The organism is Streptomyces sp. NPDC003035 (genome assembly GCF_042888285.1).
GTDB lineage: Bacteria > Actinomycetota > Actinomycetes > Streptomycetales > Streptomycetaceae > Streptomyces.
This window is the reverse complement of the sequence record NZ_JBIAPJ010000005.1, coordinates 129,083-155,628: the sequence shown is the minus strand read 5'-3', so window position 1 is coordinate 155,628 and position 26,546 is coordinate 129,083. Positions and strand designations below refer to the sequence as shown.

The window sequence follows — 26,546 nt, the reverse complement described above, 5'->3', positions numbered from 1 at the left end:
CCCCTGGGGTGGGGGGGCGGGGGGTTTCCCGTCTCCGGGGTGTTTTTTTTTTTTTTTTTTTGTTTGTTTTTTTTTTGGGGGGGGGGGGGGGGGGGGGGGGGGGGGGCCCCCCCCGCCCCGGGTGGAGAGGGATCAGACGGTCGCGGAGTACTGGTTGTCCTTCATGATGAAGGTGGCCAGCGGCTTGCCGTCGCCGTTCGACATGGCGGAGAAGGTGACGCCCAGCTGGGACGCCGCCTTACGGGCCAGCTTGATGTCGTCGGAGGCGGTGACCTGACCGCGCGGGATGATGAAGCGGTACGTGACCGCGGTGGTGCCACCGGCCTTGACGTCGGTGAACTCCAGGCCGAGGGCGCGCACGTCGGCGTACGGACGCTCGGCGATCTCGTAGCGGTAGGTGTCGACCGCCGGGGTCGGCTCCAGCGCGACCTTGCCGCCGCCCATGAAGAACGGCAGCGTGTCCTCGTTGAACTGCAGCATCGAGAACTTCAGCGACAGGTCACGAGCCGAGTAGATGTAGTGGACCGGAGAGACCGACTGCCACGAGTCGATGGCCTCCAGCTTGTCCTTCTTCGAGAAGGTGACGCCGTCACCGGTGGTGAAGCCGAGGTCCGTCCAGTCCTTCCAGTCGGTGGCGGAGTCGGTACCGAACGCCGGCACCGCGGTGCCGACCTTGGCGACGAAGAGCTTGCCTACGCCTGCGACGCGGATCTCGGCCGAGTTGTTTCCTGCCATGGTGGGTTTCTCCTTGGGATGGGGTGAGGGCGCCGCCCCGGGCATCTGGCCCGGGTACGGCAAAGGCCCCGCCAGTTGGCGAGGCCTGGTCTGTGGGGTGAGCGTCCGTCAGGGAGCCGGACCGGATCAGAAGACGCTCAGGGAGAGCTGGATCACGCAGAGGTAGCGGTTGGCGCCGCGGTAGAGGTAGTCGGGCAGCCAGCGCGGCCCGTCCATCTCCTCCACGTCGTGCACCTGGTTGACGCCGATCTGCTTGCCGATGGTGGCGAGCAGCGAGCGCCGGGCCGCGTTGGCGAGGACGTGGGCCGCGTTCTTGGTCGGCCCGTACACCTCGAACTCGATCAGCGGCTTGTCGACGTGCAGATCACCGATCCAGGCACCGCCGCGGCGGTTCACCAGGACGGCGCTCTGCGTGCCGTCGAAGCCGGCCGGCGCCTGCACGGCGACCGTGACGCCGGCCAGGGCCGGGTCGGCCTTGAGGACGTCGACGACCAGCTTCTCGACGTCTGGGAAAGCACTCGGGGGAGTGGTCATGACGGTTCTCCTCGAAGAGGGATGGCGGGAGGGGGTGCCGCCCGGGGCGCTCGACGCGGGCGAGGGGGAAGGGGGCGCGGAGCGCTCCCGGACGGCGAACGGCGAAGCCTGTGGCCCGTGTTGCGGGCACAGCTCCGCCGCTGCACCAACTGTGACAGAGAGCGTGCGCGCACGCAACTAATTCGGGGACCGGGTTCTGGACGGGCCCGGGCGGGGCCCGCGCCGCGGGTCCGGCACGGTTTGGCGGCCGGAGGGTTCCCGAGGTGTGCGATGACTGGGCGACGGGCGGTGCGCCATGGCCCGGTCCGTCCGAGGGAGCGCCGCTGCGGGGGCGGTGGGTCGGCGTGCAGCGCGCCACGCCACGCCAGGGCCGACGGCCTGCGCCGCGGCAGGGCCCGCCCGAGAGTGTGCGTCGCCTCGGGGCGGCGGGCCGTACGCCGACGGCGGGCGTGCACGCGCGCGCTCCTCGCGAACGACGGCCCGCGCGCGTCGCGCGGGCTCGCGAAGTCCCCGCCGGTCTCCCCGACCTCGCCCACCCTCCGGCCGCGCGCCCTCCGCCCGCGCCCGTGCCTCCTCGAACCGGCCCGTCGCGATCAGCGCGCGGACGCGCCCGCGCGCGACGGCTGCGGTACGTGTGGAGCGCCGGGTTGCTCGGCCGCGCTGACGTCCCGCGCTCCCGGTACGACAGAACGCCCCCTGTCCGGAGAGGACAGGGGGCGTTCCTGGTGGCAGGGGATCAGACGGAGAGACCTGGGCGGCGGCGGGCCGCACGCTCCGCGGCGAAGACGTCCTCCAGACGGAAGAGTTGGGCGCGGCCCGCCTTGCCGGCCGCCCGCAGATGGCCCAGCTGGACCCACTTGCGGATCGTCGCCGGCGCGACGCCGGCCTCCTCGGCCGCGAGCGGGCCCGGGATCAGCGCCGGCAGGGACAGGGACTTCAGCACGGGGTCTCCTCCATCGCGGCTTCGAGTTCCTCGGTACGGCAGCCCGCCGCATCCGCCAGTTCGCCCCACTCCGCTTCCGGCCACAGGTGGCGGTACGCCGGGTCGTCCTGGCAGCCGCAGTCCTCCACCGTGCAGGTGCAGGCCGGGTTCACACAGAGCACGGCCCGCCGGTCCGGGAAGGCCCGCAGCGACACCGAGTCGCACCAGGGGCAGCGCCCCGACACCCGTACGACCGGCTCCGTGTCGCCGAGCGTGCGGGCACAGCGCCGCGCCATCCGGCGCAGCTCGTCGCGCACGTGCCGGGCCAGATCGGGGTCGGCCGCGACGTCGTCGAGCAGCGCGACGATCCGCCGGAGCCGCTCGATCACCTGCGCCCTCGCCGGCCGGGGCAGGCCGAGCCGCGCCCGTACCGCCTCCTCCAGCTCCACCACGCCGTCGGTGATGTCACGGATGGCGTCGGAGATGTGCAGCCGGATCGGCGCGGCGCCGTGGCCAGGGACGACCAGGCCGTGCCGCTGCTGGAGGAGGAGGGCCTCGCGGCGCTCCTCACGGATGAGCTCGTCCCGGGCCGGGGAGGGCGCGGCGGGCGCGGTGCCGACGGGGGAGCGGCGGCCGGGCGCCAGCTCCTCGGAGAGCTCGGGGAACTGGCGGACCAGCGAGGCCGTCCACAGGGCGATGTCCGTGAGGACGCTGTCGATGGCGCGGTCAGACACGGACGCTCCCAGCGGAGGATGAGGCGGCGGGGGCGGCGGAGGCGGTGCCGGGCGCGGGGAGCGGCGTCGTACGAGACGCGGTGCCCACCCCCGTACGCGATTCCGGGACCGGGCGGCCGTTGCGCCACAGGCGGCCCGCGCAGACGCCGTCGAAGAAGCTCTCCGCCGGTGCGACCGCCTCCTCGCACTCGCGGCGGACGAGACAGTTCGTGCAGGCGCGCAGCGCCGGGGCCGCCTGCTTCGCGCGGCGGGCGAAGACGACGGCCGGGGAGAGGTCGGCGCATGCGGCGGCGGCCTGCCAGGCGGGGGAGTCGAGTGGAAGCAACGTGTACTCCAGGTCCGGGGCCCATGGGCGCCCGCGGGGCCTGTGGGGTCCCTGGGGCTCAGGAGGCCGATGTGTTCGGCGGCGAGCCAGCGTGACATGTTGCGTGCGGGCGCGCAACAAACATGTGGAGACCTCTTTACGGATTCGACACGATTGCGCACTGGAAACCACGTAATTCCGTGCGCGCAAGCACGCTAGAGTGAGGCGCCTGGAGAGTGAGGAGCGGTACATGACCACTCGTGGGCTGGATGAATTCGCAGGCTGGGTCGAAGGCCTGATGAGAGCGCGCGGCTACGACATCGACAGCCCGCGTGGCGGCGGGAAGTCGCGGATCGCGGACGAGGCGGGAGTCCACCGCGCCGCCGTGACCCGACTGCTGCAGCGGCAGAGCATGCCCGACCTGGAGACCATGCGCAGGATCGCCCCGCTCCTCGGGGTGTCCGTCCGCGACATGCTCATCCGGTCCGGCCGGGTGACCCCGGAGGAGCTGCCGCTGGCGGAGGATCTGCTGCCGCCGAACGACTGGCAGCCGACCATGGAGGACTTCGCGCGCTGGCTCGGTGTCCCCGACGAACGGCTCGGGGTCTTCGTCAAGGTGGTGAACCAGTTCCTGGAGCCCGACGCGGACGACGCGGAGGGCGGGGAGCGGGCCGAGGGGCGTCGCGCCGCGCGGGACTGACCCGGGCCGGGTGGGGCCCGGGTCCGGTCGTGGGGGAGAGCCGAGGTGATGTCCACCCGGCTCTTCGGTGCGTCCGGCCGCGAGTCGGACCTGTCCCGCGAGCCGGCGCCGGCCCGGCGACCCGCACCCGGGCCCGGCCCGGTGACGCTGGACCCGGGCTCGGACCCAGGAACCCGGGCTCGGACCCAGGAACCCGAGCTCGGGCCCGCACTCCGCCCCGAGCCCGCGCCAGGCCAGGCGTGGCCCGGCGACCCGGGCTCGGACCCAGGCCCCGACTAGGACCGCGAGCGGACGCCAGGCCCGGTCCGGCGGCCCCGCCTCGGCCTCGCACCCAGGCCCGACTCGGCCCCGCGCCAGGCCCCGCGAGCGGACGCCAGGCCCAATCCGGCGGTCCCGACTGGCACCCGCACCCACGCCCCGCGAGCGGAGCCACGCCCGGTCCGGCGGCCCCGCCTCGGGCCCGCCTCCAGGTCCCGACCCACGCCCGCACTCACGCCCCGAGCCCGCGCCAGGCCCCGCCCGCCGTCCTCCGAGGTCCGCCCCGCTTCGGGGCCCGTGGGCATTTGTTTTGACCGGAGTCCATGCGATAGGTACGCTCAGACCTTGTGCCTGGGGTGTGCCTGGGCTCGTGTGCGTGTCCTCAACCGCACGGCGAGTTCGTCAACGGCCACCGCAATCTGCGCTTTTTCCGCCCTCGGCGGAGGTCCGCAGTATTCGACACACCCGACCGCGTGGGTCGGTGCTGAGTTTCAGGTTAGTTTGACGACGGCACACAGAAACCGGAGAAGTAGTGCCTACGATCCAGCAGCTGGTCCGGAAGGGCCGGCAGGACAAGGTCGAGAAGAACAAGACGCCCGCACTCGAGGGTTCCCCTCAGCGTCGCGGCGTCTGCACGCGTGTGTTCACGACCACCCCGAAGAAGCCGAACTCGGCCCTCCGTAAGGTCGCGCGTGTGCGTCTGACCTCCGGTATCGAGGTCACGGCCTACATCCCGGGTGAGGGTCACAACCTGCAGGAGCACTCCATCGTGCTCGTGCGTGGTGGCCGTGTGAAGGACCTGCCGGGTGTTCGTTACAAGATCATCCGCGGTTCCCTCGACACGCAGGGCGTCAAGAACCGTAAGCAGGCTCGCAGCCGCTACGGCGCCAAGAAGGAGAAGTAAGAATGCCTCGTAAGGGCCCCGCCCCGAAGCGCCCGGTCATCATCGACCCGGTCTACAGCTCTCCTCTTGTCACCTCGCTGATCAACAAGATCCTGCTGGACGGCAAGCGCTCCACCGCCGAGCGCATCGTCTACGGCGCCATGGAAGGCCTCCGCGAGAAGACCGGCAACGACCCGGTCATCACGCTGAAGCGCGCCCTCGAGAACGTGAAGCCGTCCCTCGAGGTCAAGTCCCGCCGTGTCGGTGGCGCCACCTACCAGGTGCCGATCGAGGTCAAGCCCGGTCGCGCCTCCACCCTCGCGCTCCGCTGGCTCGTGGGTTACTCCCGCGCCCGTCGCGAGAAGACCATGACCGAGCGCCTCATGAACGAGCTCCTCGACGCCTCCAACGGCCTCGGTGCTTCGGTCAAGAAGCGTGAGGACACGCACAAGATGGCCGAGTCCAACAAGGCCTTCGCGCACTACCGCTGGTAGTCGCACCCCACATCGAGACCGAGAGAAGACTGAAGCCTTATGGCTACCACTTCGCTTGACCTGGCCAAGGTGCGCAACATCGGCATCATGGCCCACATCGACGCGGGTAAGACGACCACCACCGAGCGGATCCTGTTCTACACCGGCGTTTCGTACAAGATCGGTGAGGTCCACGACGGCGCCGCCACGATGGACTGGATGGAGCAGGAGCAGGAGCGCGGCATCACCATCACGTCCGCCGCGACGACCTGCCACTGGCCGCTCGAGGACGTCGACCACACGATCAACATCATCGACACCCCGGGTCACGTCGACTTCACCGTCGAGGTGGAGCGTTCGCTCCGCGTCCTCGACGGCGCCGTGACGGTGTTCGACGGTGTGGCCGGTGTGGAGCCCCAGTCCGAGACCGTTTGGCGTCAGGCGGACCGCTACGGCGTCCCGCGTATCTGCTTCGTCAACAAGCTCGACCGGACCGGCGCCGAGTTCCACCGCTGCGTCGACATGATCGTGGACCGCCTCGGCGCCGTCCCGATCGTCATGCAGCTCCCCATCGGTTCCGAGATGGACTTCCAGGGTGTCGTGGACCTCGTCCGCATGAAGGCCCTGGTCTGGTCCGCGGAAGCGACCAAGGGCGAGATGTACGACGTCGTCGACATCCCGGCCACGCACACCGAGGCCGCTGAAGAGTGGCGCGGCAAGCTGGTCGAGACCGTCGCCGAGAACGACGAAGAGATCATGGAGCTCTTCCTCGAGGGCCAGGAGCCCACCGAGGAGCAGCTGTACGCCGCGATCCGTCGTATCACCATCGCCTCCGGCAAGGGTGGCGGCGAGAAGACGATCACCCCCGTCTTCTGTGGCACCGCGTTCAAGAACAAGGGCGTTCAGCCCCTGCTCGACGCGGTCGTGCGCTACCTCCCCTCGCCCCTGGACGTCGAGGCCATCGAGGGCCACGACGTCAAGGACGCCGAGGTCGTCGTCAAGCGCAAGCCGTCCGAGGACGAGCCGCTCTCCGCGCTCGCCTTCAAGATCGCGAGCGACCCGCACCTCGGCAAGCTCACCTTCGTCCGGATCTACTCCGGTCGCCTGGAGGCCGGCACCTCGGTGCTGAACTCCGTCAAGGGCAAGAAGGAGCGCATCGGCAAGATCTACCGCATGCACGCGAACAAGCGTGAGGAGATCGACTCGGTGGGCGCCGGCGACATCGTCGCCGTCATGGGCCTGAAGCAGACCACCACCGGTGAGACGCTGTGCGACGAGAAGAACCCGGTCATCCTGGAGTCCATGGACTTCCCGGCGCCGGTCATTCAGGTCGCCATCGAGCCCAAGTCCAAGGGTGACCAGGAGAAGCTGGGTGTCGCCATCCAGCGTCTCGCGGAGGAGGACCCCTCCTTCCAGGTTCACTCGGACGAGGAGACCGGCCAGACCATCATCGGTGGTATGGGCGAGCTTCACCTCGACATCCTCGTCGACCGTATGCGTCGCGAGTTCAAGGTCGAGGCGAACGTCGGCAAGCCGCAGGTCGCGTACCGCGAGACGATCCGCAAGGCCGTCGAGCGCGTGGACTTCACCCACAAGAAGCAGACCGGTGGTACCGGTCAGTTCGCCAAGGTGCAGATCGCGATCGAGCCCATCGAGGGCGGCGACGCCTCGTACGAGTTCGTGAACAAGGTCACCGGTGGCCGCATCCCGAAGGAGTACATCCCTTCGGTCGACGCCGGTGCGCAGGAGGCCATGCAGTTCGGCATCCTGGCCGGCTACGAGATGACTGGCGTCCGCGTCATCCTTCTCGACGGTGCCTACCACGAGGTCGACTCGTCCGAGCTCGCGTTCAAGATCGCCGGTTCGCAGGCCTTCAAGGAGGCCGCGCGCAAGGCTTCCCCCGTCATCCTTGAGCCCATGATGGCCGTTGAGGTCGTCACGCCCGAGGACTACATGGGTGAGGTCATCGGCGACATCAACTCCCGCCGTGGTCAGATTCAGGCCATGGAGGAGCGCAGCGGCGCTCGCGTCGTGAAGGGCCTCGTGCCTCTTTCGGAGATGTTCGGCTACGTCGGAGACCTCCGCAGCAAGACCTCGGGTCGCGCAAGCTACTCGATGCAGTTCGACTCCTACGCCGAGGTTCCCCGGAACGTCGCCGAGGAGATCATCGCGAAGGCCAAGGGCGAGTAACTCTCCCAAGTTCACGCTTTAGGCTTGACACCAGTCGCCGGGGCTCAGCCCCCGAAACCCGAGGAACGGGCCCCGGCGACTGGCATCCCAGCAAAGATCACCTGGCGCCGATGAGTAAGGCGTACAGAACCACTCTCCAGGAGGACCCCCGTGGCGAAGGCGAAGTTCGAGCGGACTAAGCCGCACGTCAACATCGGCACCATCGGTCACATCGACCACGGTAAGACGACCCTCACGGCCGCCATTACCAAGGTGCTGCACGACGCGTACCCGGACCTGAACGAGGCCTCGGCCTTCGACCAGATCGACAAGGCTCCTGAGGAGCGCCAGCGCGGTATCACCATCTCCATCGCGCACGTCGAGTACCAGACCGAGTCGCGTCACTACGCCCACGTCGACTGCCCCGGTCACGCGGACTACATCAAGAACATGATCACGGGTGCGGCGCAGATGGACGGCGCCATCCTCGTGGTCGCGGCCACCGACGGCCCGATGCCGCAGACCAAGGAGCACGTGCTCCTGGCCCGCCAGGTCGGCGTTCCGTACATCGTCGTCGCCCTGAACAAGGCCGACATGGTGGACGACGAGGAGATCCTGGAGCTCGTCGAGCTCGAGGTGCGTGAGCTCCTCTCCGAGTACGAGTTCCCGGGCGACGACCTGCCGGTCGTCAAGGTCTCGGCGCTCAAGGCGCTCGAGGGCGACAAGGAGTGGGGCCAGTCGGTCCTGAACCTGATGGCCGCCGTCGACGAGGCGATCCCGCAGCCCGAGCGTGACGTCGACAAGCCGTTCCTGATGCCGATCGAGGACGTCTTCACGATCACCGGTCGTGGCACCGTCGTCACCGGTCGTATCGAGCGTGGTGTCCTCAAGGTCAACGAGACCGTCGACATCGTCGGTATCAAGACCGAGAAGACCACCACCACGGTCACCGGCATCGAGATGTTCCGCAAGCTGCTCGACGAGGGCCAGGCCGGTGAGAACGTCGGTCTGCTCCTCCGTGGCATCAAGCGCGAGGATGTCGAGCGCGGCCAGGTCATCATCAAGCCCGGCTCGGTCACGCCGCACACCTCGTTCGAGGCCCAGGCGTACATCCTGTCGAAGGACGAGGGTGGCCGTCACACCCCGTTCTTCAACAACTACCGCCCGCAGTTCTACTTCCGTACCACGGACGTGACCGGCGTCGTGACCCTCCCCGAGGGCACCGAGATGGTCATGCCGGGCGACAACACCTCCATGACCGTCGAGCTGATCCAGCCCGTCGCCATGGAGGAGGGCCTGAAGTTCGCCATCCGTGAGGGTGGTCGGACCGTGGGCGCCGGCCAGGTCGTCAAGATCAACAAGTAATTGTCGATCGCTTGACCTGTGCCGCTCCTGACGGAGCGTCATAAGAGGGCCCCCGGCCCGCCGTTCGCGGCGGACCGGGGGCCCTCGTCGTTTCCTACAGCTGCGGCGCCGCGACCGGCCGCCACAGCCACGGATGCGCGTCGGCGCCGAGACCCACGGCCACCGGTCCGCCCGGTCCGCCCGGTCCGCCCGGTACGAGACACAGCGCCGCCGCCTGCACGGGCGCCGCTCCCTGCGTACGGGTCCAGAGCCGGCCGCCCCGTCGCAGCTGGATCCGCCCGCGCAGGTCCCTGCCGAGCAGCACCGTCCCGTCGGCGTCCGCCGCGGCGGCCACGGGGCCGTACCCGTCGAAGGACGCGTTCCCGCCGCTCGCGCTCGACAGGAGCGCCTTGTCGGCGGGCCTCCGGTAGTACACCCCCACGCCCCGGGCGGCCGGGACGGCGGAGACCGGGTCGCCGGCCAGGGGCAGCGGATCGGCGAGCCTGCCGTCGATCCAGTGCGCGACGGACTCCCGGCCCGCCGCCAGGACATGGATCCGGCCGGAGCCGTCGACCACGGCGTTCAGCCCGTCCTGCACCTCGACGCCGCCCTCCAGGACCCGCCACGCGCTCCAGTCGCCGTCGGCCTCCCGTACCCGCGTCGACACTCCCTTGTCCGCGTCGCGTACGAAGAGATGGACCCGGCCGTCGCGAGCGGTCACCGCCACCGGCACGCCGATCCTGCGCCCCCGGTCGTCGCCCCGCTCCGGATTGCCGAGGCCCCGCCACGCGAGGAACGGCCCGCCGGGGGAGCGCTGCTCCAGGAGGACAACCTCCCGCCTGTTCGGGCCGCCATGGCCCCCGAGCGCGGCGAACCGCACCCCGAAGAGCAGGACCCGCCCGTCGGGAAGCGTGGCAGAGCCCAGCGCGGGCGCGAGCGGCCCGCCGCCGAGGTCCTCCGGCTCGCCCCACAGGCCCGAGCCCCGCTCCGTCTCCCGCCAGCGGACGGCACGCAGCCCGAGCACCCCGTAGGCGTCGAGCCGCCCGTCGGGCCGGGTGACGACGGCCGGACCGGTCCCCGGCCAGCGGTGGTGGGTGGCCCGCACCCAGCCCTTCTTGTTGGTCAGGGGCCGGTCCCCGCCGACGCCGTAGTCGCCGCAGCCCGAGGGGTTGCCGCACTCCCAGGACGGATCGCCGCCGTACGGGACGAGATGCCCGGCCTTCTCCTTGAGGACCTGGGGCGGGAGGTTCTTGGGCCAGTGGCGGTTGTAGTAGCCACGGAAGGCGGTCGCGACGAACGCCGGTATCGTCCCCCCGCTCCGGGCGGTGCCGGCGACCCAGCGGATCAGCGCCTCCCAGGAGAAGCAAGCGACGGCGGTGTGGTCGCCGTGGTCGGAGTAGCCGGGCTGCTCGCTGTCGCGCTTGCGGGTCGCCTCGTCGCTGAGCTGGATGTCGGGGTCCGGGTCGAGGGTCTGGACGACGGTCGGCCGGTAGCGGTCGAGGAGACCCACGAGCACGTCGACCAGCTGGTCGTGGTCGTAGGTGTCGGAACGGTCGACGGGGGAGCCCGCGGAGAGATGCGCGCGCAGTTCGAGGGCGCGGTCGTGCCACAGGGCGGGCAGGGCCATGTAGCGCCGTGAGGTGTGCATGGGCAGATTGAGGAAGATCAGCTCGACCCGGCGGCCGTTGTGCACGAGCGTGTCGATCTCGGCCCGGCGCCCGCCGTGGAGCGTGACGACGCCCTTCTGCCAGGGGGCGAACATGTCGAGCCCGAGGAGCGTCGCGTACGCCTGGCGCAGGCCCTGGTGGCGGGCGGAGGAGTAGGCGGCCCGGTCGGGCGGCGTCTCCGGCATCCCGGCGACGCGGTTGCGGCCCGTGTGCTCGCCGGCGGTCACGTAGACGGAGACGAGCGGGACACCGGCGTCGAGCATCCGCTGGGTGTCCGGATTCATGAAGTACAGGTCGTCGTCCGGGTGCGCGGCGAACTGCATCAGCTGCGCGCGCCGCGTACGGGCGATCGGCATCCCCGGCGCGGGGTCCGCGGTGGGCCCGGCCCGCCGCGGAGAGGGCACGGAGCACCCGGCGAGGGCTGCCGCTCCCAGGGCCGCGGCTGCGGCGGCCGACGCGAGAACGGTGCGTCGACGAGCGGGCGCACCCGTCCTGGGCTCGCGTATGTGATCCACTGCTGCTTCCCCCGTGCTGCCAACCGGTCCCGATGAGTCCCCGAAGCCGCGGACGGCCTGGTCGAGGCCGAGATCCGCGCCTAGCTAGACGGCTCGGGGGCGCCGCGGGTTGTGCGGCGGCGCGCACTTCGCGCGGGCGGCCGCGAGGTGCCGCCGGGGCCTTGGGGCCGGCCTCAGACCCGTACGACCGCAGCAAGGACCTCGACGAGCTGCCGCAGAAGTGCGGGACGAGCACGCGCAACTGAGTCGTCCTGCTCAGGTACGGCCCTCGGTGTCGTCCTCGTCGGCCCACCGCACCTCGCCCGTACCGAGCGCCACTGTCGCCCGTATCCGCATCGGGCCGTCCTCGCGGCGGGACAGGAGCACCAGCTCGGCGACCCGGGCCGTCGCGCTGCCGAGCAGGGCTTCGGAGGTCGTGGCGAGCAGGTGGGGGTCGCGGGTGCGGCCGAGGGAGAGATGCGGGGTGAAGCCCTTGGCCCGGCCTCCGCAGAGCGGGAAGCGCGCCTCCAGGCCCTCCCGGAGCCGGGCCCAGGGCGCCTCGCCGGCCGCGCACGGGTCGAGCCAGACCGTGGCGTCCTCGCGGTGGCCGAACCAGTGGACGCCCGCGAGCCGGGCCCGGAACGGCGGCGTCCGCCGCGCCGCCGCGGCCACCAGCGGGGCGGCCCGCTCGAAGTCGGACTCGGGTACGAAGCCGAAGAGGACGTTGACGTGCGGGGGCCAGCGGTGGATCTGGCGGTCGTGCACCCGGCGGATGTGCTGGATGGCGGGCCACAGCCGCCGCGGCGGGATCCAGGCCACCGCCGTACGGTTCGTCGGGGCTACGGCCAGGATCTCCCCGGGCGGCACGACCTCGCCCTCGACCGCCACGATCTCCCCGAGCCGGTCCACCCCCGTCGCCCGGTCCCAGACCAGCTCCCCGTCGGCCTCGAAGAACAGCACCCGGTGCCAGGGGATCTCCCCACCCGGTACGAAGTCGGGCAACGCCACCCGCTTCGGCGGGGCCCCGCGCTCGGCGATCCCCATCACGAAGCGCTCCGGATCGAAGCGGGGATCCCACAGCACCCGGTGGTAAATCTCGTCACTGGTATGCATGACGGTGCGCCTCCCCGGGAACGGACGCACGGTCCGCGCCCGGGGTCCGATTATTCGGCGGACGCGGGGGCCTCGTCGGCGAACAACTCCTCGGCATGGACGGCCGTGATGGCGCGGTCGAACCACCGGTCGAGAGTGTCGGAGTCGGTGCAGCCGCTGATCCGCTGTGCCATGACCTCGGGGACGGGGACGCCCCGCCCGGCGAGCAGGCGGAGGACCGACTCGGCCTTTCCTTCGGCTTCGCCGTCGGCCTTGCCCTTGAGATAAGTCTCCTCGACGAGAGTGCCTCGGCCGGGAAAGAAGCTGCCCACCATCAAGTTCCTCCAGGTCTTCCTGGCCGGGGTGTCACCCAGACCGATCTCCAGCAGTTCCGCGTAGTACGAGAGGGAATCGGGGTCAGCCGAACCCAGGGCTTCTGCCAGTGCTTCCAGTATCGCCGGAGCCTGCTGATCCCGGCCATGAGTCATGGCCGAGAACGCGGCCATCGCGAGGTTCCGCGATGCTTCGGCGGGGTCGGTGATCACCGGCACGTTGTCCGGGCCGAGGACAAGGGGACGGGTGGTGAGCGAGGTCCAGTGGTCGACACCGATGGTGAAGGGACCGGCCGCCCACCGGGCGGTGCCTCGGTCTTGGCAGACGACGAGGAGCAGCGCCGGGACGCCGTACTTCGCGTGCAGGTACGCGAGGTAATAGGTCCAGCTCGACGCCTTGTCCGGGTCGCGCCGGCCCTGGGCCTCGATGGCGAGCAGAAACCCGTCGCGGTCGGACGGCTCGACGCGCAGCACGCTGTCCACGCGCCGTTCGAGGGGCCGTAATTCGGTGGTGTCCGGGGTGAGCACCTCGATGGATGCCTTGGGCGGCAGCCGCACACCGAGGATCCGGAAGACCGGGGCCAGCAATTCCGAGTGAAGCCCGACGGATTGTCGTTCGGGGCCGCTGGTCAGGCGGCAGGTGCCTCGGAGGCGGTGCGGCAGTCGCGGCAGCGGCCGGGTTCGGGGGAGCGGAAGGGGCGGTCGCAGCCGTCGCAGTCCTGGAAGGGGGCCAAGGCCTGCGGTCCGGGCGGTAGTGGGGGCGGGAGGAGTGCGACCAGGCGGTGGGCGAGGAGCCCGGCTGGATGGACCAGATCGTCCGGGAGGGTCGCGGCGAGGGTGCGCACGATGGCGTCAGGGGCCGCGCCGCGTTCCAGCCAGGTGACGACGCCGGGGGCGAGGCGGCGGATGTCCCGCTCGGCGAGGAGGAGCCGGGGCTCGTGGAGGCGGAGGCGAGCGAGCAGGTCGGCGGCGGGCTGATGAGCCTGGGGGAGCGGGGGCGGGGGTGACGCAGCCGGGGTTACGGGGCGGGGTGCGGGTTTCGGCGGGCGCGGCGGAGCCGGGGGCGGGGTGGCCGGGGGCTCGGGGGACTCCGGGGGCGTCTCCGGTTCGGGGTCGAGTTCAGCCCCCGGCCGGTTGTACGAGATCGTGCGTGGGGCGAGGCGTCCGGTGGGCAGTCGCTCGATGAACCGCTTCAGGTAGCCGTGGTCCTCCAGCTCCCGCATGGCGGCCGCGATCCGGAACTCGCTCTCCGGGAACTTCGCGGCCAGGACCTTGACCCCGACAGGCGTTCCGGCGGGCAGCGACTGGATGTGGACGGAGAGCCCGATCGCGATCAGCGAGAGCTCGTCGTGCTGAGCGAGGTGGTTGCCGACGACCGTGTAGCGGGTCGTGTGCCGGACGTTGACGTGAATGAGCCCGGAGGCGCGCGAGGGCGCGCTAGGCTGCGAGTAAGCCATCAGGAAGCGCTACTTCCGTGGTGGTCAGGCCCTCGATCGGGAGTGCAAGTCCCGGCCGAGGGCCGACGCATGTCTGAGGTGGTCGGCGTGAGCATATGCCAGGCAACCGGCCCCAAATCCAGCCCAGTTGGCACAGATCACCCGTGTGAGTGACGGGTGATCGCGGGGAGGCTGGAGGGGTGGGGTGGGTACTTTCCCTGGTACTTAAGTCTTTTCCGTCGTGGGCCGCCGGGTCGCGGTCGGCCGCGACGCGGTGCCGATTTCCGCCCAGACCGTCTTGCGCGGGACGGGCCCGGACGTGACGCCCCACCGGTCCGCGAGCGCCTCGACGATCAGGAGCCCGCGCCCCGACGCCGCGTCCGTCGGCCGGCCGGCGACGGGGAGCCGGTCACCCCGCGTGTCCGTGACCTCGATGCGGAGTACGGCGTCCGACGCGAGGAGCGCCAGCCGGAAGTCCCGACCCGGGACGCGGCCATGGGTCACGGCGTTCGCCGCCAGCTCGGCGACGACCTGGGCCGCCGCCTCGGCCACGGCCGTCAGCTCCCACGAGCGCAGCTGCTCGACGGCCAGGAGCCGGGCGAGCCGGGCGCCCCGCCGCGTAGCGGAGAGCTGGATTCCGAACTGGCGTACAGACGCCAAGAGTTGGGTTCGTTCCTGATTCATGTCACTCAGAGTGGCGAGCTGTGCGTACGCTGCCCAGCGAACATGCCCTTACGTACGGTGACTGTCCCGAGACTGTCCGGCCTTGTCCCGGCTGTCCGGGGTGGCCTCTCGGGTAAGGGCGGCTGAGGAGGTGGGCGCGCATGGGCGTGGACGGTGTGGACAGTGCGGGGACGGAAGAGCCGGGCTGGGAGGTCGACCCCGAGGACGAGTCGGGAGCGGCCGTCGTGGCGACGGTGGGCCGCCAGATCAAGCTGTGGCGGGAGACGAAGGGCCTGCGGGCGGCGGAGTTCGGCGACCTGGTCGGGTACGGCGAGGACATGATCCGCAAGATCGAGCGCGGGGCCCGGATCCCGCGACCGGAGTTCCTGGACAAGGTGGACCACGTGCTCGGCGCGGGCGGGCTCGTCGCGGCGATGAAGAAGGACGTGGTGGAGGTCCGGTACCCGAAGAAGGTTCGGGACCTGAAGAGACTGGAGGCGCGAGCGGTCGAGTTCTGCCTGTACGGCACGCACAACATCAACGGGCTCCTCCAGACCGAGGAGTTCGCGCACGCGCTGCTTCGAACCTGGCGCCCGGCGTACGGGCCGGAGGAGTTGGAGCGCCTTCTGGCGGCGCGCATGGCGCGTCAGTCGATCTTCGACAGGTCACCTGGTCCCGAGTTCAGCTTCGTCCAGGAAGAGACCACGCTGCGGCGCCCCATCGGGGGGAGAATGGTGCTGCGGCGACAGCTCGAACGACTTCTGGAAGTAGGGGAGTTGCCGAACGTGGAGATCCAGGTGATGCCCACCGCGCACGCCGGTCATCCTGGGACGGCCGGGCTGATCGAGGTGCTGAAGTTCGGGGACGGCACCGCCGTGGGGCGCGCGGACGGCGACTTCAACGGTCGTCCGGTGTCCGATCCCAAACGGCTCCGGATCTTGGAGCTTCGCTATGGCATCATCCGGGCACAGGCTCTCACTCCGGGGGAGTCGCGGGCCTTCATCGAACAACTGCTGGGAGAGACATGATCCGCAAGCCTGAGCTGGAGTGGTTCAAGAGCAGCTACAGCAGCAGCTCCAACGGCGAAGACTGCGTCGAGGTCGCCACCACCCCCGGTACGATCCACGTCCGCGACTCCAAGGTCGCCGAAGGCCCCCGTCTCGCCTTCGCCCCCGGCGCCTGGGCCGGCTTCGTCTCGTACGCCTCCGAGGGCTGAGCGCACGCAGGTCGCGGAAGGATCAACAAACCCGACCTGCCCGAGTCCTTCGACACGCCCCATGAAACCCTCCTGACCGCAAGCATGATCAGGGGTGGGGAACATGAGCGAAAAGGACCCGTCGGTCTCCGACGAGGAATGGGCCGCGTTCGTCGAGGCGGCGAGGAAGGACGGGGTCGGCGTCGGCCCCGCCCCGAAGGCCCGCCGTCGGCGGTTCGGGCGACGGGAGGCCGCCTCGCAGGGGCAGCCCGAGGGGTGGCGTACCGGGCCCGCCTGGCAGGAGATGAAGGGCCGTAGCAAGGCCAGGCGCCAGGTGAAGGGCGTCGTCGGGATCACCCTGGCCGCCGGTCTCCTGCTGCTCGCCCTGCGTCCGGACCTGATCACCGACCGGCTCCCCGTGGGTCTGGGCGGCGCGGAGGACACGCCTCTTGCCGCCGAGACCGCACGGCCTACCGAGGCCCCGGCGCGGGAGATGCTCCCGGACCGCCCGACGCCGGAAGAGCCGTTCAAGGGCTCGCCGGCCCTCCGCTGGGCCGACGGGGCGGCCGGGATCCAGGTGCCCCAGGCGGCGGCGGTCGGCTGGATGTCGAAGGACCAGGTCGCGGCCGCGCTGAAGCGGACCAAGGAGTTCCTCGTGGCGGCCAACCTCGACCCGGCCGTGATCCAGGGCGGGAAGCCCGAGGCGGCGCTCAGGCTGCTCGATCCACAGCAGTCAGATCTCCGCCCCCGGCTGGAGAAGGCGCTGGCCACGCCCACCGCGGAGAACGACCCGACGCACGTGTTCAGCCGCTTCGACCCGGCCGAGGTGCGGCTCGTGGGCTCCGTGGTGAAGACCCGCGGGCGGATGACCGTGGAGAAGGGCACGGGGAAGGACGCTGGAACGGTTCTGATCCACACCGACTACACGTTCGTGTACCCCGTCGTGAAGACCCGGCCGGGCTTCGACGCGGTGGAGCGGACGATTGTCCGGCGCGTGATCACGTTCTCGCTCGCGGACCCCGCGAGGTACCGGGTCAGCCGGGGCACGCTGGGCGTGAACAGCTGGGATACCAACGTCGGGAACAGCGAGTGCGAGTCGTCCGAGGACGGCTACTTCCACCCCACGTTCGCCGAGGACCGCTCGGCCGCCCCCGTTCCGACGGAATCGGGCCCCCTCGTGGACCCGTACGACCGCAGCAAGAGCCCGGACGACCTGCCGCATGAGTGCGGCACGGTCTCCAGAAGCTGACCACGGCCAGGAAGACGGAAGGGGAGGGAACGGCATGTCCATCGAACCGACGGACTTCGTCGCCCGGCTGCGCGCGGAGCAGGAGGACCCGGAGCGGAAGGACGCCCTGCGTCGTGAGCGGGCGCAACGCCCACGCAGGGCCGTGTTCGCCGGCATCGCGGGCGCTCTGGTTCTCGGTGGCATCGGCGCCTGGCTGGCGGGCGCGACACCGTGGGAACGGCAGCCCGTGGACGAGGGGCCGCCCACCGTCGCCGCGCCCTTCCGGGGCTCCCCGGCAGCCTCATGGGCGGACGGAGCCGCCGGTATCGAGCTGCCGGAGGCCCGGGCCGTGAACGGCATGACCCGGAACCAGGTGGCCGACGCGCTGAACAAGGCCAAGGAGTTCCTCGTGGCCGCGAACCTCGACCCCGCGACGCTCCGGGGCGAGAAGACACCGCCGGCCCTGTACATGCTGGACTCCTTCGAGGGGACCCGGGACGAGATCCAGGACTCGCTCAACCGGCCGAGCAAGGACCGGGACCCGTTGTGTCTCTTCACCCGGTTCGACCCGGCCGAAGTCCGACTGGCCGGGTCGGTGATCAAAACCCGTGGACGGATGACCTTCGAGTCGCCGCGGCCCGGGGAGGTGCTGGTACACGCCGAATACAGCTTCGTCTACCCGCTGGTGCGGGTGGGACCCGGTGCGGACCGGGTGACGCGGGTCGTCATGGACCGCGAGATCACCTTCGGGGTCTATGACGCGTGGGAGTACGAGACCATCCCCGGCTCTCTCGTACCGGTGCAGTACCAGTACGTCGGCTTCAACGTCCCGCGCGACGACGCCGACGGATTCCTGCGTCCAGGGTTCGGGGGAGAAGGGCTGACACCCGGGCGCGGGGTCGATCCCTACGATCTGGACCGGAAGCTCGCCGACCTTCCGGCGGGAGACTTCACGATCTCCCGGGTGTGACGCGTTCCGCACCGGTGCCGCTACTCGGGAGCGCCCGGAGCAGGACCAGCTCGCGGATGTGTGAGGTGTCCAGGACGGCCAGGGAGCCTGTGACGCCGTCCAGGAGGACGACCTGGCCGTTGTTGTTGTGGGCGTAGAGGAGGTTGCCGGTCGCCTCTTGGCCGCCGGCCTCACGGCGTACCCACACCAGCCCGCGGGTGTCCGGGCCCGGGCTGTGGAGGGCCCTGATCACGTCGTTCCAGTCGTCCGCCGGTACGTGCGTGAAGCCGGGGAAGTACCGACGGTTCAGCCGGTCCCACCAGCCCGGGGCCTCATGGGCGGGGCTCCAGGGCAGGGCGACCGACCGGTGGCCGCCGAGCGCGGAATGCACGGCGGCGACGCAGCCGCGGGCATTGATACGGCGCGCCTGGTTCCGGACGCGGCCGGCGGCCTCGCGTGACGGTGCCGGTTCCAGGTCCGCCAGCGGGGCGCTGGGGGCGGGGTGGAACGGGGAACTGCCGTCCTTGGGCACGACGAGCGAGGCCGCGAGCATCGGCGAGCGGGGGTATCCGGGCTGGGGGAGGACCTGGCAGGAGAGCAACCAGGCGGTGTCGGTCTCGTGCACCGGGTGCGGCACGGCGAGCTCGACGAGCCCGCCGTAGGTCGTGCCGAGCCAGGCGGTCGCCTGCCGGGTGGGGTGCGGCGCCCTGGCGGGGGCCGGGCGCGGCTCCGTGTCCATGTCTTCCACTTCGGTACTCAGTCCCAGATCTGGCTGAGGGCACGAATGCGGTCTTCGTACTCCAGCACCTCGGTCCACTCGTGCAGCCAGTAGTGGGTTCCGTGCTTGGCCCCGGCGAACGCTCCGGCGAGGGCGGCGATGGAGTCGGAGTCCCCTGACGAGTGCGCTCCTCGCATGATCGATCCGCGAGCATCGCCCTTGACGAGGAGGAAGCAGTACAGGGCCGTCGCCAGGGCTTCCTCGGCGACCCAGCCGGCCCCGACGGCCTCGCTGGGGTCCCTGTCCATGACCGGTGCGCGCAGGGCCTCGGTCACCTTGTCGAGGGCGCGCAGACATTCGTCCCACCCGAACGCGATGTACGACGCGGGGTCGGGCGCTCCCGCCTTGCGCCACAGATCTCCGAGCCAGTCGGCGTGGTACGTGTGCCGGGACTCCAGGGCGTACGCGCGCAGTTGGGGAAGGAGGTCGTCCAGGGCGCAGCCCTGGAGGATGAGCCAGACGGCGTGGGCTGTCAGATCGCTCGCGGCGAGCGCGGTCGGGTGGCCGTGCGTCATGGCCGCCTGGAGCTGTGCGATGCCCGCGCGCTGCTCGGCTGTCAGGCCGGGTACGAGGGCGACGGGCGCCACGCGCATGTTCGCGCCACAGCCCTTGGAGCTGATGACCGTGGCGTCCTGCCACGGGAGACCGCGCTCCAGTGCGGCACAGGCGTTCAGGCACGTCTGCCCGGGGGCGCGGTTGTTGTCCGGGGAGCGCAGCCAGGCCACGAGGTGCTTGCGCAGGGCCGCCTCGACCCGGGCAGGGGTGACGGGCTGCGCCGCTCCCCAGGCCCCTTCTGTCGCCCGGGGACTCGTGGTGACGTCGGCCAGGGCTTCCGCGACGGCCAGCGTCATCTGGGTGTCATCGGTTACCCGCACGACATCGCCTGCGGAGAGCGGCATCTCCATCTTGTGCCAGGGGCCGAACGCGGCCGTGATCTGTTCCATGGTGAGGAACTCGGTGGGGTAGCCCATGGCATCACCGAGTGCGAGGCCGAGCAGCACCCCGCGCGCGGCTCTCCACGGGCGCTCCTTGGGGGGCCATCCGGCGAGGTCTCTGACGGCGGCAGAGCTCGGTGCCTCGGCGATCGAGCCCGGCACGATGTGGCTGTGGGAGGGCGGGTTCCGGGTCAGCTCGGCCAGCGCTTCGGACGGAGCGAGGCCACGGGCCTTGGCGTCACGCAGGCGCTCGATCCACCCGTCACCCTGGTTGGGGTCGACCCTTCGGGGGACGAAGTGCGCGGCCGCGTCCTTGTCGTTGATCCACACATAGCCGATCACCGTGCCGCTGTCGGCCGCCACGGTGACGTATTGCACGGGTTCGCTGCTTGCCGCAGCGTATTCCGCGGGGCCCCCCGTCTGAGTCACCGGACCGTAGTCCAAGGTGTGCGGAGGGGTCGTCCGCTTGATGAAGCGGAACTCTCCCCTTTGTTCGACGATCATTCGCTGTACCTTCCTCAGCCCCGGGGCAGGACTTCCCCGTAGATGTGCCACTGGCCGCTCTCGTCCTCGAAGGCCCGTGTCACCTTGTAGCTCGTGCCGCGTCCGAGCAGGAGCTCCCGCTCACCCATGCCGTAATGGCTCACCTTCTCCATCCAGAGGGCGTCGGTTCCCTCGGGGACGCGGAGGTGGAGAATGCCCGGCTTGCCCTCGAAGGCCCCTACCGGGTGATCACCGAGGGAGGTGGACATGTAGCCGGGATCGGTCTCCGTTCTCCCGACCAGGTCCCCGGGGTGATCGACACCGTAGTGGCTCACCCCTTGCCCACGGACGACCATCACGTCCTCGGGCAGAGGGCGTCCGGCGAGAGCCCTGTCGACCTCGTCGATGTTACGGAGGACGTCAGGGGTGCCGAGGTCGCCATTTCCTCGGAGGTATCCGTTCATCTCCTTGTACGTGGCATACCCCGGGTCCGCGTCTCCCCAATGGTCGTCCGTGTAATCGAGGAGCGACTTCTTGGTCGGTTCGGGAAGGTTGCTCGCGTAGTCGTTCCACTGGTCCCGTCCGTACGCGATCGCGTCATTGCTGTCGGGCCAGGAAACCGCACCGTCGTTCAGTTCGCCGGCCGCGACCTGGTGCTTCTGATCCACCCCGAGGTCGCCGAACTCGTCCGCCGAAACGTGTGGTTCGTACTGGAAGCCATTGTCGGCGTGCCCGCCCGGCCCGTCATTGACCCCCTGGATCTCCGGATACTGATCGTCCAGGAAATCCTGGGCCGTCTTGCCGTCCACCGAATCCGCGTGGACGGCCCCTTCTCCCACGTTGTCCGTGGACTGGGCCAGACCGTCCCAGTCCTTCGGCGGGGCCGCGTTGTCGGCGGCGCCCGTCGGGGTGGAGGGCGGGGCCGCGTTGTCCCCATAACCAGCCGGGGTCGAGGGGGTGGCGTTGTCGGCGAAACCCGTCGGGGGGTGGGTGGGGGTGGGCGCGTTGTCGATCGTCCAGCCCGGGGGGAGCTGCGAGACCGCGTTGTCGGTCGCGCCGGCCGGCGGCCACTGCGGGGTCATCGCGTCCGGCAACCCCGTCGGCGGGGTGCCGGTGGCGTTGTCGCCGTACTTCAGGCCGTTCCGCGTCACCGGGTTCGTCGCCGCCGCCTCCAGGCCCTCCCTGGCCGCGACCCGCAGGCCGCCGGTGGCGAAACCCGTGCCCTTCGTGCCGAAGAGTTCCGGGATGAGGCGGCCGAGGAACTCGGCCGGGTCCTTCTTGAAGCCCTCGACCACGGCCGTCACGACGCGCTCGGGGTGGGCCACCGTGGAGACCAGGCCGGAGAGCGTCATCGAGACGTTCTGCATGTACGCGGCCGGGTGCGTCAGGTTGTACGGGTCGGCCGGGTTCAGACCGCGGACGAAGTTGAGCAGGCCCGCCGTTCCCTTGAGGACGCCGCCCACCACATGGGTCATCTCCGTGTTGTACGCCATGTATCCGTCGACGAGGTTGTCGCCGAGGCGATTGAGCGGCGGAGGCTCGGCCGGGGCGTGGGCCAGGGCCTTCTCCACCCGGGACTGGGCGTCCGTCGCGGCGGTGTTCCGCTGCTCGCGGGCCTGGGCTAGCAGCGCCTTGGCCTCCTCGACGAGCGCCTTCGCGGCCTCCTCCGCCCTGACGGCCTCGGGGCTCTTGGCGGCGTCCGGGTCCTTGGAGGCCGCGACCGCAGCCTTGACCTCCCCCTCGGCGCGCTTGCCCCGGCGGTACATGTCGATGGCTTCGGACGCCACGTTCTGCGCCCACTTCACGGTGTGCGCGTACGCCTCGAGGCCGGCGGCGGCCTCCTCGCACGCGTCCGCCGCGTGCAGCCACTTCGTGGGGTGCAACCCGAACTTCTCGCGGAAGGCGTTGCCTGCCTCGCCCTTCCAGCGCGAGGAGTCGACCTTCCTCATGCCCTGGCCGACCTGCTCGAAAGCGGCCCGGAAGTCCTTCAGGTGCGCCGCGCTCTCAAGGATCTTCGTGGCGTTGCCGCGGACGAGCTCGTTCGCCTCCTCGGTCTGGCCGAGCTGCTTCTCGCCGGGGGTCGCCCCCAGATCCGACGCGACGCCGTCACCCCAGTCGGTGACCACGTCGGCGGCCCCGTGCAGACCGTACGAATCGAGGCGATCGCCGGCCTTGTCGGTCGCCCAGTCGACGGTCTCGCCCAGCGCCTTCTTGCCGGAGTCGATGCCGTCCTCGATGGCGCCGAGGCCCTCGTTGATGCCTCCCTCGATGCCCTTGCCCAGGTCACTGAGGCCGTTGCCGATGTCGTCGAGCAGGCCGCCCATCAGCCCTGGTCACCCCTCTGCTGCTGGGGCGGCACGCCCTGCTGCTGTTGCTGCTGCTGGGCGGCGGCGGCCCGCTCCTCCGCCGAGGGCCCGAACATGTCGTCGAGCGCCGCCTCGTACTGCGCGTCGGTGACGCCGGCCACCGAGGCCGCGTTCTGCGGGCCCAGGCCGGGCAGACCGACCGTCTGGGAGGTGGCCAGATCGCGCCCGGCGTCCTTCCAGCCCTGCGCCGAGTTGGCGCGTGCCTCGTCGAAGGACTCCTTGCTGTAGTCCACGCCGCCGAGGTACCCGGACGTGGCGATGTCGCCCCAGCCCTGCTTCGTGACCTCGTCCTCGGACGCGTACGGATTGCCGATGGCCGCATTGGCCACGATCTTGAACGTGCCCTCCAGGTACTGCTCGGCCTCGTGGTACTTACCGGCCGACAGGCCCGTCGCCACGGCGAACATGTTCCCCTCGCTGATCAGCGAGCGCACACCCCACTCCCAGCGCTCGCAGAACGACGAGAACGTCCCGGTCAGCCCTTCGTGGCCCAGCTCCAGGCCGGAGAGGGCGATCTCGCCGAAGCCGCGCCCTTCCGCCGCCATGCTGTCCATGCCGAGCTCCTTCAGCTCGCCAAGGGCCAGCGTCAGGCCGTTCGTGACCTCGTTCAGCCCGGCCGTGGCCAGGTCCTTGCCGGCCTCGCCCCCGCCGCCACTCATCGTGCCGTCCCCCACTCGTCCGCTCCCGTGACGTTTCTGTCCACCGCCGCCGCGTCCGGTACGACCCCGGCCACCGGCGGGAACAGCACCGCGTGCTCCGGGCCGTCCGCCGCGTCCAGGGCCACCCCGCAGGGCACACCCGCGCTCGGCACGGCCACGTCGAGCAGCCGCGCCCCGAGCACCGTCTCGTACTCCCACTCCGCGCCGCCCTCGCCCCGGGCGACGGCGTACCGGGCCAGCGCCGACTCGTCGGAGAACGCGAGGATCCACCGCACGCCGCCGAAGTCGACGGTCAGCCAGCCCCGGTCCCGGCGCGGCACGACCACCGCCGTCGTACGGAAGAGCTCCAGGACCGCTGCGAACTCGCGCCGCCGGGCCTCCGCCTCCGCGTCCAGCGGCACATCCGGCACACCCGGCTCGCCCGGGCGATGCGCACCGGGGGACCAGGGCGACGGGGCGGCCCCGCGCGTGTCAGGGGGAGGGGGAGGTGGCGGAGACCACCCCGCGGGCGAGGGGCCGGGCGCGGGAACAGGCGCCGCCGCGTCGGCCGCCCTCCCCGGCCCGCCCTGAGGTTCGACGGGCATGTCTGCGAAGTCAGCGAGCCGTGTCCGCCGTACCGGCGTGTCCGAGCCGCCCCCGAGATCGTTCACCGCGCCACCTTGGCACAGCCGCAGCGGCCGAAACCAGTCGCGCGGCAGCAATCCACACATGCCCGGCATGTCGTGCGGGCGCCTGCGGAGATGGTGTGGGGGCCATGTGTACGCGGGTGAAGCGGCCGGGGAGGTCGGCACCCAGGTCCGCGCCCGCGCCGTCCGGCGGCGGGTGGGGGGCGTGTCGCACCCCAGGTTTGATCTCCATCACGTCCGGGGTACTCTCTTCGGCCCGATTGGCCACCACAGCATCCCGTATGGCAGACTGTCGGGGTTGCTCGGTTGAGTGCCGATGCTGCGCGCCTCCCGTCGGGAGGACCTGAAGCGAGTCCCACAGTACTCGTCGCTCCTTCTCAGGAGCGGACGTACGGGAATCTTCGGGGAAGCGTCAGCGGGGTGCCGACCAGGCACTCGGTGGGTGTTTCGCCCCCGACTCGCGGTCATGGTGACCGCACCCCCTTGGTTGGGAAGTCCTCAGGGATTTCTGCGTAGAGGGAGTGCGACACGCCCGACCGCGTGGGTCGGAGGTGGAGGTTATGAGAGCCCCCGAGTCCAGAGCGTTAACCAAGACAAAGGACTACTGAGTAGCCATGGCGGGACAGAAGATCCGCATCCGGCTCAAGGCCTACGACCACGAGGTCATCGACTCCTCGGCGAAGAAGATCGTCGAGACGGTGACGCGCACTGGTGCGTCGGTCGCGGGCCCGGTGCCGCTGCCCACTGAGAAGAACGTGTACTGCGTCATCAAGTCGCCGCACAAGTACAAGGACTCGCGCGAGCACTTCGAGATGCGCACGCACAAGCGCCTCATCGACATCCTCGACCCCACGCCGAAGACGGTTGACTCGCTCATGCGCCTCGACCTCCCGGCGGGCGTCGACATCGAGATCAAGCTCTGAGGTGACGCGCGAGATGGCTAAGAACATCAAGGGCATCCTGGGCGAGAAGCTCGGCATGACGCAGGTCTGGGACGAGAACAACCGGGTCGTCCCGGTGACCGTCGTCAAGGCCGGCCCCAATGTCGTGACCCAGGTGCGTACGAACGACATCGACGGCTACGAGTCGGTCCAGATCGCCTTCGGCGAGATCGACCCGCGCAAGGTGAACAAGCCCCTCAAGGGTCACTTCGCCAAGGCCGACGTCACCCCGCGCCGTCACCTTGTGGAGCTCCGCACCGCTGACGCCTCCGAGTACACGCTCGGCCAGGAGATCACCGCCGAGCTCTTCGAGGCCGGTGTGAAGGTCGACGTCACCGGTAAGAGCAAGGGCAAGGGCTTCGCCGGTGTCATGAAGCGCCACAACTTCCGTGGTGGCAAGGCCTCCCACGGTGCCCACCGCGTGCACCGCAAGCCCGGTTCGATCGGTGGCTGCGCCACCCCGGGCCGTGTCTTCAAGGGCATGCGCATGGCCGGCCGTATGGGCAACGAGCGCGTGACCACCCAGAACCTGACCGTTCACGCCGTTGACGCGGAGAAGGGCCTGCTCCTGATCAAGGGTGCGGTTCCTGGTCCGAACGGCGGCCTCGTCCTGGTCCGCACCGCGGCCAAGGGGGCCTGAGGATATGAGCACCATTGACATTCTGTCGCCCTCCGGCGACAAGACCGGGACCGTCGAGCTCCCGGCCGAGATCTTCGAGGCCAAGATCAGCATCCCGCTGATCCACCAGGTCGTCGTCGCGCAGCTGGCCGCCGCCCGTCAGGGCACGCACAAGGTCAAGACGCGTGGCGAGGTCCGTGGTGGTGGCAAGAAGCCGTACCGCCAGAAGGGCACCGGCCGCGCCCGTCAGGGTTCGACCCGCGCCCCCCAGTTCGCCGGTGGTGGCGTCGTGCACGGTCCCGTGCCGCGTGACTACTCGCAGCGGACCCCCAAGAAGATGAAGGCCGCCGCCCTCCGCGGTGCCCTCTCCGACCGGGCGAACCACTCCCGCATCCACGTCGTCTCCGGCGTGGTCGAGGGTGGCATCTCCACCAAGGCCGCGAAGACGCTGTTCGGCAAGATCTCGGAGCGCAAGAACCTGCTCCTGGTCGTCGAGCGCTCCGACGAGGCCGCGTGGCTGTCCGCTCGCAACCTGCCCCAGGTCCACATCCTGGAGCCGGGCCAGCTGAACACGTACGACGTGATGCGATCCGACGACGTGGTCTTCACCCAGGCCGCTCTCGAGTCCTTCGTGTCTGGCCCCAAGGCCGAGACCACCGAAGGGAGCGAGGCCTGATGTCCGAGGCCACGATCACCAGCAAGACCTTCACGGACCCGCGTGACATCCTCGTCAAGCCGGTTGTTTCCGAGAAGAGCTATGCCCTGCTGGACGAGAACAAGTACACGTTCATCGTCGCGCCTGGCTCGAACAAGACCCAGATCAAGCAGGCCGTCGAGGCGGTCTTCTCGGTCAAGGTCACCGGGGTCAACACGATCAACCGTCAGGGCAAGCGCAAGCGCACCCGCACCGGTTTCGGCAAGCGCGCCAACACCAAGCGCGCCATCGTGACCCTTGCCGAGGGCAACCGTATCGACATCTTCGGCGGCCCGACCTCCTGACGGAGGTCGAGTCGTCCGGAATCGGACG

The 26,546-nt window shown here is 70.3% G+C and carries 28 protein-coding genes; 13 read left to right on the top strand and 15 right to left on the bottom strand.

Translation table 11 applies throughout. The features are described from left to right. Positions 1-132 precede the first annotated feature (132 nt). From ACFYV5_RS17360 to ACFYV5_RS17340, 5 genes are all read right to left on the bottom strand, one after another. Positions 133-735 carry a phage tail protein gene (locus ACFYV5_RS17360; protein WP_355105077.1) on the bottom strand — a complete coding sequence of 201 codons (603 nt, stop codon included), beginning with the start codon at positions 733-735 and terminating at the stop codon, positions 133-135. Between the two features lie 126 nt (positions 736-861). Next, entirely contained in the window at positions 862-1,269 is a 408-nt protein-coding gene (locus tag ACFYV5_RS17355) for a hypothetical protein (RefSeq protein WP_355105079.1), read from the bottom strand. Positions 1,270-2,005: 736 nt separating this feature from the next. Then, on the bottom strand, positions 2,006-2,212 hold the full coding sequence (locus tag ACFYV5_RS17350; RefSeq protein ID WP_355105081.1) for a hypothetical protein: 207 nt from the start codon (positions 2,210-2,212) through the stop codon (positions 2,006-2,008). Continuing rightward, positions 2,206-2,925, bottom strand: a complete 720-nt coding sequence (locus tag ACFYV5_RS17345; protein ID WP_355105083.1) for a hypothetical protein — start codon at positions 2,923-2,925, stop codon at positions 2,206-2,208. Before ACFYV5_RS17345 ends, ACFYV5_RS17350 begins: the two co-directional genes overlap by 7 nt. Further along, positions 2,918-3,250: a WhiB family transcriptional regulator gene (locus ACFYV5_RS17340; protein WP_355105085.1), complete on the bottom strand. Its 333-nt coding sequence runs from the start codon at positions 3,248-3,250 to the stop codon at positions 2,918-2,920. The genes ACFYV5_RS17345 and ACFYV5_RS17340 overlap by 8 nt, the downstream gene beginning before the upstream one ends. A gap of 229 nt (positions 3,251-3,479) precedes the next feature. Between ACFYV5_RS17340 and ACFYV5_RS17335 the strand changes: the two genes are divergently transcribed. The 5 genes from ACFYV5_RS17335 to tuf all read left to right on the top strand — a co-directional run bounded on the left by ACFYV5_RS17335 (position 3,480) and on the right by tuf (position 9,077). Next, on the top strand, positions 3,480-3,929 hold the full coding sequence (locus tag ACFYV5_RS17335; RefSeq protein WP_355105087.1) for a helix-turn-helix transcriptional regulator: 450 nt from the start codon (positions 3,480-3,482) through the stop codon (positions 3,927-3,929). Positions 3,930-4,719: 790 nt separating this feature from the next. Further along, positions 4,720-5,091 carry a 30S ribosomal protein S12 gene (gene rpsL / locus ACFYV5_RS17330; RefSeq protein ID WP_003948652.1) on the top strand — a complete coding sequence of 124 codons (372 nt, stop codon included), beginning with the start codon at positions 4,720-4,722 and terminating at the stop codon, positions 5,089-5,091. A 2-nt stretch (positions 5,092-5,093) separates the two neighbouring features. After that, a complete protein-coding gene (rpsG, locus tag ACFYV5_RS17325) occupies positions 5,094-5,564 on the top strand; it encodes a 30S ribosomal protein S7 (protein ID WP_003966970.1) in 471 nt (156 codons plus the stop codon). 39 nt (positions 5,565-5,603) lie between these two features. Continuing rightward, on the top strand, positions 5,604-7,733 hold the full coding sequence (gene fusA, locus ACFYV5_RS17320) for an elongation factor G (RefSeq protein ID WP_355105089.1): 2,130 nt from the start codon (positions 5,604-5,606) through the stop codon (positions 7,731-7,733). Positions 7,734-7,883: 150 nt separating this feature from the next. Beyond that, positions 7,884-9,077 (top strand): elongation factor Tu, encoded by a 1,194-nt coding sequence (gene tuf, locus ACFYV5_RS17315; RefSeq protein WP_355105091.1) that lies wholly within the window; start codon positions 7,884-7,886, stop codon positions 9,075-9,077. Between the two features lie 94 nt (positions 9,078-9,171). Here the strand turns inward: tuf and ACFYV5_RS17310 are convergent, their stop codons facing one another. From ACFYV5_RS17310 to ACFYV5_RS17290, 5 genes are all read right to left on the bottom strand, one after another. Then, complete coding sequence (locus ACFYV5_RS17310; protein ID WP_389169119.1) at positions 9,172-11,127, bottom strand: PIG-L family deacetylase; 1,956 nt, start codon at positions 11,125-11,127, stop codon at positions 9,172-9,174. A gap of 366 nt (positions 11,128-11,493) precedes the next feature. Then, positions 11,494-12,330 carry an RNA repair domain-containing protein gene (locus ACFYV5_RS17305; protein ID WP_389169117.1) on the bottom strand — a complete coding sequence of 279 codons (837 nt, stop codon included), beginning with the start codon at positions 12,328-12,330 and terminating at the stop codon, positions 11,494-11,496. A 50-nt stretch (positions 12,331-12,380) separates the two neighbouring features. After that, a complete protein-coding gene (locus ACFYV5_RS17300) occupies positions 12,381-13,229 on the bottom strand; it encodes a hypothetical protein (RefSeq protein WP_389169115.1) in 849 nt (282 codons plus the stop codon). A gap of 41 nt (positions 13,230-13,270) precedes the next feature. Continuing rightward, positions 13,271-14,098, bottom strand: a complete 828-nt coding sequence (locus ACFYV5_RS17295; protein WP_389169114.1) for a helix-turn-helix domain-containing protein — start codon at positions 14,096-14,098, stop codon at positions 13,271-13,273. 204 nt (positions 14,099-14,302) lie between these two features. Further along, positions 14,303-14,761, bottom strand: a complete 459-nt coding sequence (locus ACFYV5_RS17290; protein ID WP_389169112.1) for an ATP-binding protein — start codon at positions 14,759-14,761, stop codon at positions 14,303-14,305. Positions 14,762-14,901: 140 nt separating this feature from the next. Between ACFYV5_RS17290 and ACFYV5_RS17285 the strand changes: the two genes are divergently transcribed. The 4 genes from ACFYV5_RS17285 (at position 14,902) to ACFYV5_RS17270 (ending at position 18,133) form a co-directional block, all read left to right on the top strand. Further along, positions 14,902-15,768 (top strand): helix-turn-helix domain-containing protein, encoded by an 867-nt coding sequence (locus ACFYV5_RS17285; protein ID WP_389169110.1) that lies wholly within the window; start codon positions 14,902-14,904, stop codon positions 15,766-15,768. Continuing rightward, complete coding sequence (locus tag ACFYV5_RS17280) at positions 15,765-15,956, top strand: DUF397 domain-containing protein (protein ID WP_389169108.1); 192 nt, start codon at positions 15,765-15,767, stop codon at positions 15,954-15,956. Before ACFYV5_RS17285 ends, ACFYV5_RS17280 begins: the two co-directional genes overlap by 4 nt. Positions 15,957-16,059: 103 nt before the next feature. Continuing rightward, positions 16,060-17,184, top strand: a complete 1,125-nt coding sequence (locus ACFYV5_RS17275) for a hypothetical protein (RefSeq protein ID WP_389169106.1) — start codon at positions 16,060-16,062, stop codon at positions 17,182-17,184. 34 nt (positions 17,185-17,218) lie between these two features. After that, positions 17,219-18,133: a hypothetical protein gene (locus ACFYV5_RS17270; RefSeq protein WP_389169104.1), complete on the top strand. Its 915-nt coding sequence runs from the start codon at positions 17,219-17,221 to the stop codon at positions 18,131-18,133. On the opposite strand, the gene ACFYV5_RS17265 is transcribed toward ACFYV5_RS17270, so the two are convergent. The 5 genes from ACFYV5_RS17265 to ACFYV5_RS17245 form a co-directional block, all read right to left on the bottom strand. Next, positions 18,114-18,851 carry a toxin glutamine deamidase domain-containing protein gene (locus tag ACFYV5_RS17265; protein WP_389169102.1) on the bottom strand — a complete coding sequence of 246 codons (738 nt, stop codon included), beginning with the start codon at positions 18,849-18,851 and terminating at the stop codon, positions 18,114-18,116. The two genes, ACFYV5_RS17270 and ACFYV5_RS17265, sit on opposite strands and share 20 nt — an antisense overlap. Positions 18,852-18,868: 17 nt before the next feature. Further along, the gene (locus ACFYV5_RS17260; RefSeq protein ID WP_389169947.1) at positions 18,869-19,888 is read right to left on the bottom strand and encodes an ADP-ribosylglycohydrolase family protein; all 1,020 of its coding nucleotides are present in this window, start codon (positions 19,886-19,888) and stop codon (positions 18,869-18,871) included. A gap of 455 nt (positions 19,889-20,343) precedes the next feature. Then, positions 20,344-22,632: a putative T7SS-secreted protein gene (locus ACFYV5_RS17255; protein ID WP_389169100.1), complete on the bottom strand. Its 2,289-nt coding sequence runs from the start codon at positions 22,630-22,632 to the stop codon at positions 20,344-20,346. Continuing rightward, positions 22,632-23,333, bottom strand: a complete 702-nt coding sequence (locus ACFYV5_RS17250) for a hypothetical protein (RefSeq protein WP_389169098.1) — start codon at positions 23,331-23,333, stop codon at positions 22,632-22,634. Before ACFYV5_RS17250 ends, ACFYV5_RS17255 begins: the two co-directional genes overlap by 1 nt. Beyond that, positions 23,330-23,743, bottom strand: a complete 414-nt coding sequence (locus ACFYV5_RS17245) for an SseB family protein (protein ID WP_389169097.1) — start codon at positions 23,741-23,743, stop codon at positions 23,330-23,332. Before ACFYV5_RS17245 ends, ACFYV5_RS17250 begins: the two co-directional genes overlap by 4 nt. Before the next feature lie 830 nt (positions 23,744-24,573). On the opposite strand from ACFYV5_RS17245, the gene rpsJ reads away from it, so the two are divergent. The 4 genes from rpsJ to rplW are packed head-to-tail and all read left to right on the top strand — an operon-like array spanning position 24,574 to position 26,518. After that, positions 24,574-24,882 (top strand): 30S ribosomal protein S10, encoded by a 309-nt coding sequence (gene rpsJ / locus ACFYV5_RS17240; protein ID WP_003948644.1) that lies wholly within the window; start codon positions 24,574-24,576, stop codon positions 24,880-24,882. Positions 24,883-24,895: 13 nt separating this feature from the next. Continuing rightward, a complete protein-coding gene (gene rplC / locus ACFYV5_RS17235) occupies positions 24,896-25,540 on the top strand; it encodes a 50S ribosomal protein L3 (protein ID WP_260229398.1) in 645 nt (214 codons plus the stop codon). 4 nt (positions 25,541-25,544) lie between these two features. Further along, positions 25,545-26,195, top strand: coding sequence for a 50S ribosomal protein L4 (gene rplD, locus ACFYV5_RS17230; RefSeq protein ID WP_355105119.1), 651 nt, complete (start codon positions 25,545-25,547; stop codon positions 26,193-26,195). Continuing rightward, the gene (rplW, locus tag ACFYV5_RS17225; protein ID WP_355105121.1) at positions 26,195-26,518 is read left to right on the top strand and encodes a 50S ribosomal protein L23; all 324 of its coding nucleotides are present in this window, start codon (positions 26,195-26,197) and stop codon (positions 26,516-26,518) included. The genes rplD and rplW overlap by 1 nt, the downstream gene beginning before the upstream one ends. The last annotated feature ends 28 nt before the right edge of the window (positions 26,519-26,546 follow it).

Coding starts and splice junctions, on each gene's coding strand:
- ACFYV5_RS17360 (WP_355105077.1), bottom strand. CDS start 735: ATGGCAGGAAACAACTCGGCCGAGATCCGCGTCGCAGGCGTAGGCAAG.
- ACFYV5_RS17355 (WP_355105079.1), bottom strand. CDS start 1,269: ATGACCACTCCCCCGAGTGCTTTCCCAGACGTCGAGAAGCTGGTCGTC.
- ACFYV5_RS17335 (WP_355105087.1), top strand. CDS start 3,480: ATGACCACTCGTGGGCTGGATGAATTCGCAGGCTGGGTCGAAGGCCTG.
- rpsG (WP_003966970.1), top strand. CDS start 5,094: ATGCCTCGTAAGGGCCCCGCCCCGAAGCGCCCGGTCATCATCGACCCG.
- fusA (WP_355105089.1), top strand. CDS start 5,604: ATGGCTACCACTTCGCTTGACCTGGCCAAGGTGCGCAACATCGGCATC.
- ACFYV5_RS17305 (WP_389169117.1), bottom strand. CDS start 12,330: ATGCATACCAGTGACGAGATTTACCACCGGGTGCTGTGGGATCCCCGC.
- ACFYV5_RS17295 (WP_389169114.1), bottom strand. CDS start 14,098: ATGGCTTACTCGCAGCCTAGCGCGCCCTCGCGCGCCTCCGGGCTCATT.
- ACFYV5_RS17290 (WP_389169112.1), bottom strand. CDS start 14,761: ATGAATCAGGAACGAACCCAACTCTTGGCGTCTGTACGCCAGTTCGGA.
- ACFYV5_RS17285 (WP_389169110.1), top strand. CDS start 14,902: ATGGGCGTGGACGGTGTGGACAGTGCGGGGACGGAAGAGCCGGGCTGG.
- ACFYV5_RS17280 (WP_389169108.1), top strand. CDS start 15,765: ATGATCCGCAAGCCTGAGCTGGAGTGGTTCAAGAGCAGCTACAGCAGC.
- ACFYV5_RS17275 (WP_389169106.1), top strand. CDS start 16,060: ATGAGCGAAAAGGACCCGTCGGTCTCCGACGAGGAATGGGCCGCGTTC.
- ACFYV5_RS17270 (WP_389169104.1), top strand. CDS start 17,219: ATGTCCATCGAACCGACGGACTTCGTCGCCCGGCTGCGCGCGGAGCAG.
- ACFYV5_RS17265 (WP_389169102.1), bottom strand. CDS start 18,851: ATGGACACGGAGCCGCGCCCGGCCCCCGCCAGGGCGCCGCACCCCACC.
- ACFYV5_RS17255 (WP_389169100.1), bottom strand. CDS start 22,632: ATGGGCGGCCTGCTCGACGACATCGGCAACGGCCTCAGTGACCTGGGC.
- ACFYV5_RS17250 (WP_389169098.1), bottom strand. CDS start 23,333: ATGAGTGGCGGCGGGGGCGAGGCCGGCAAGGACCTGGCCACGGCCGGG.
- rpsJ (WP_003948644.1), top strand. CDS start 24,574: ATGGCGGGACAGAAGATCCGCATCCGGCTCAAGGCCTACGACCACGAG.
- rplC (WP_260229398.1), top strand. CDS start 24,896: ATGGCTAAGAACATCAAGGGCATCCTGGGCGAGAAGCTCGGCATGACG.
- rplD (WP_355105119.1), top strand. CDS start 25,545: ATGAGCACCATTGACATTCTGTCGCCCTCCGGCGACAAGACCGGGACC.
- rplW (WP_355105121.1), top strand. CDS start 26,195: ATGTCCGAGGCCACGATCACCAGCAAGACCTTCACGGACCCGCGTGAC.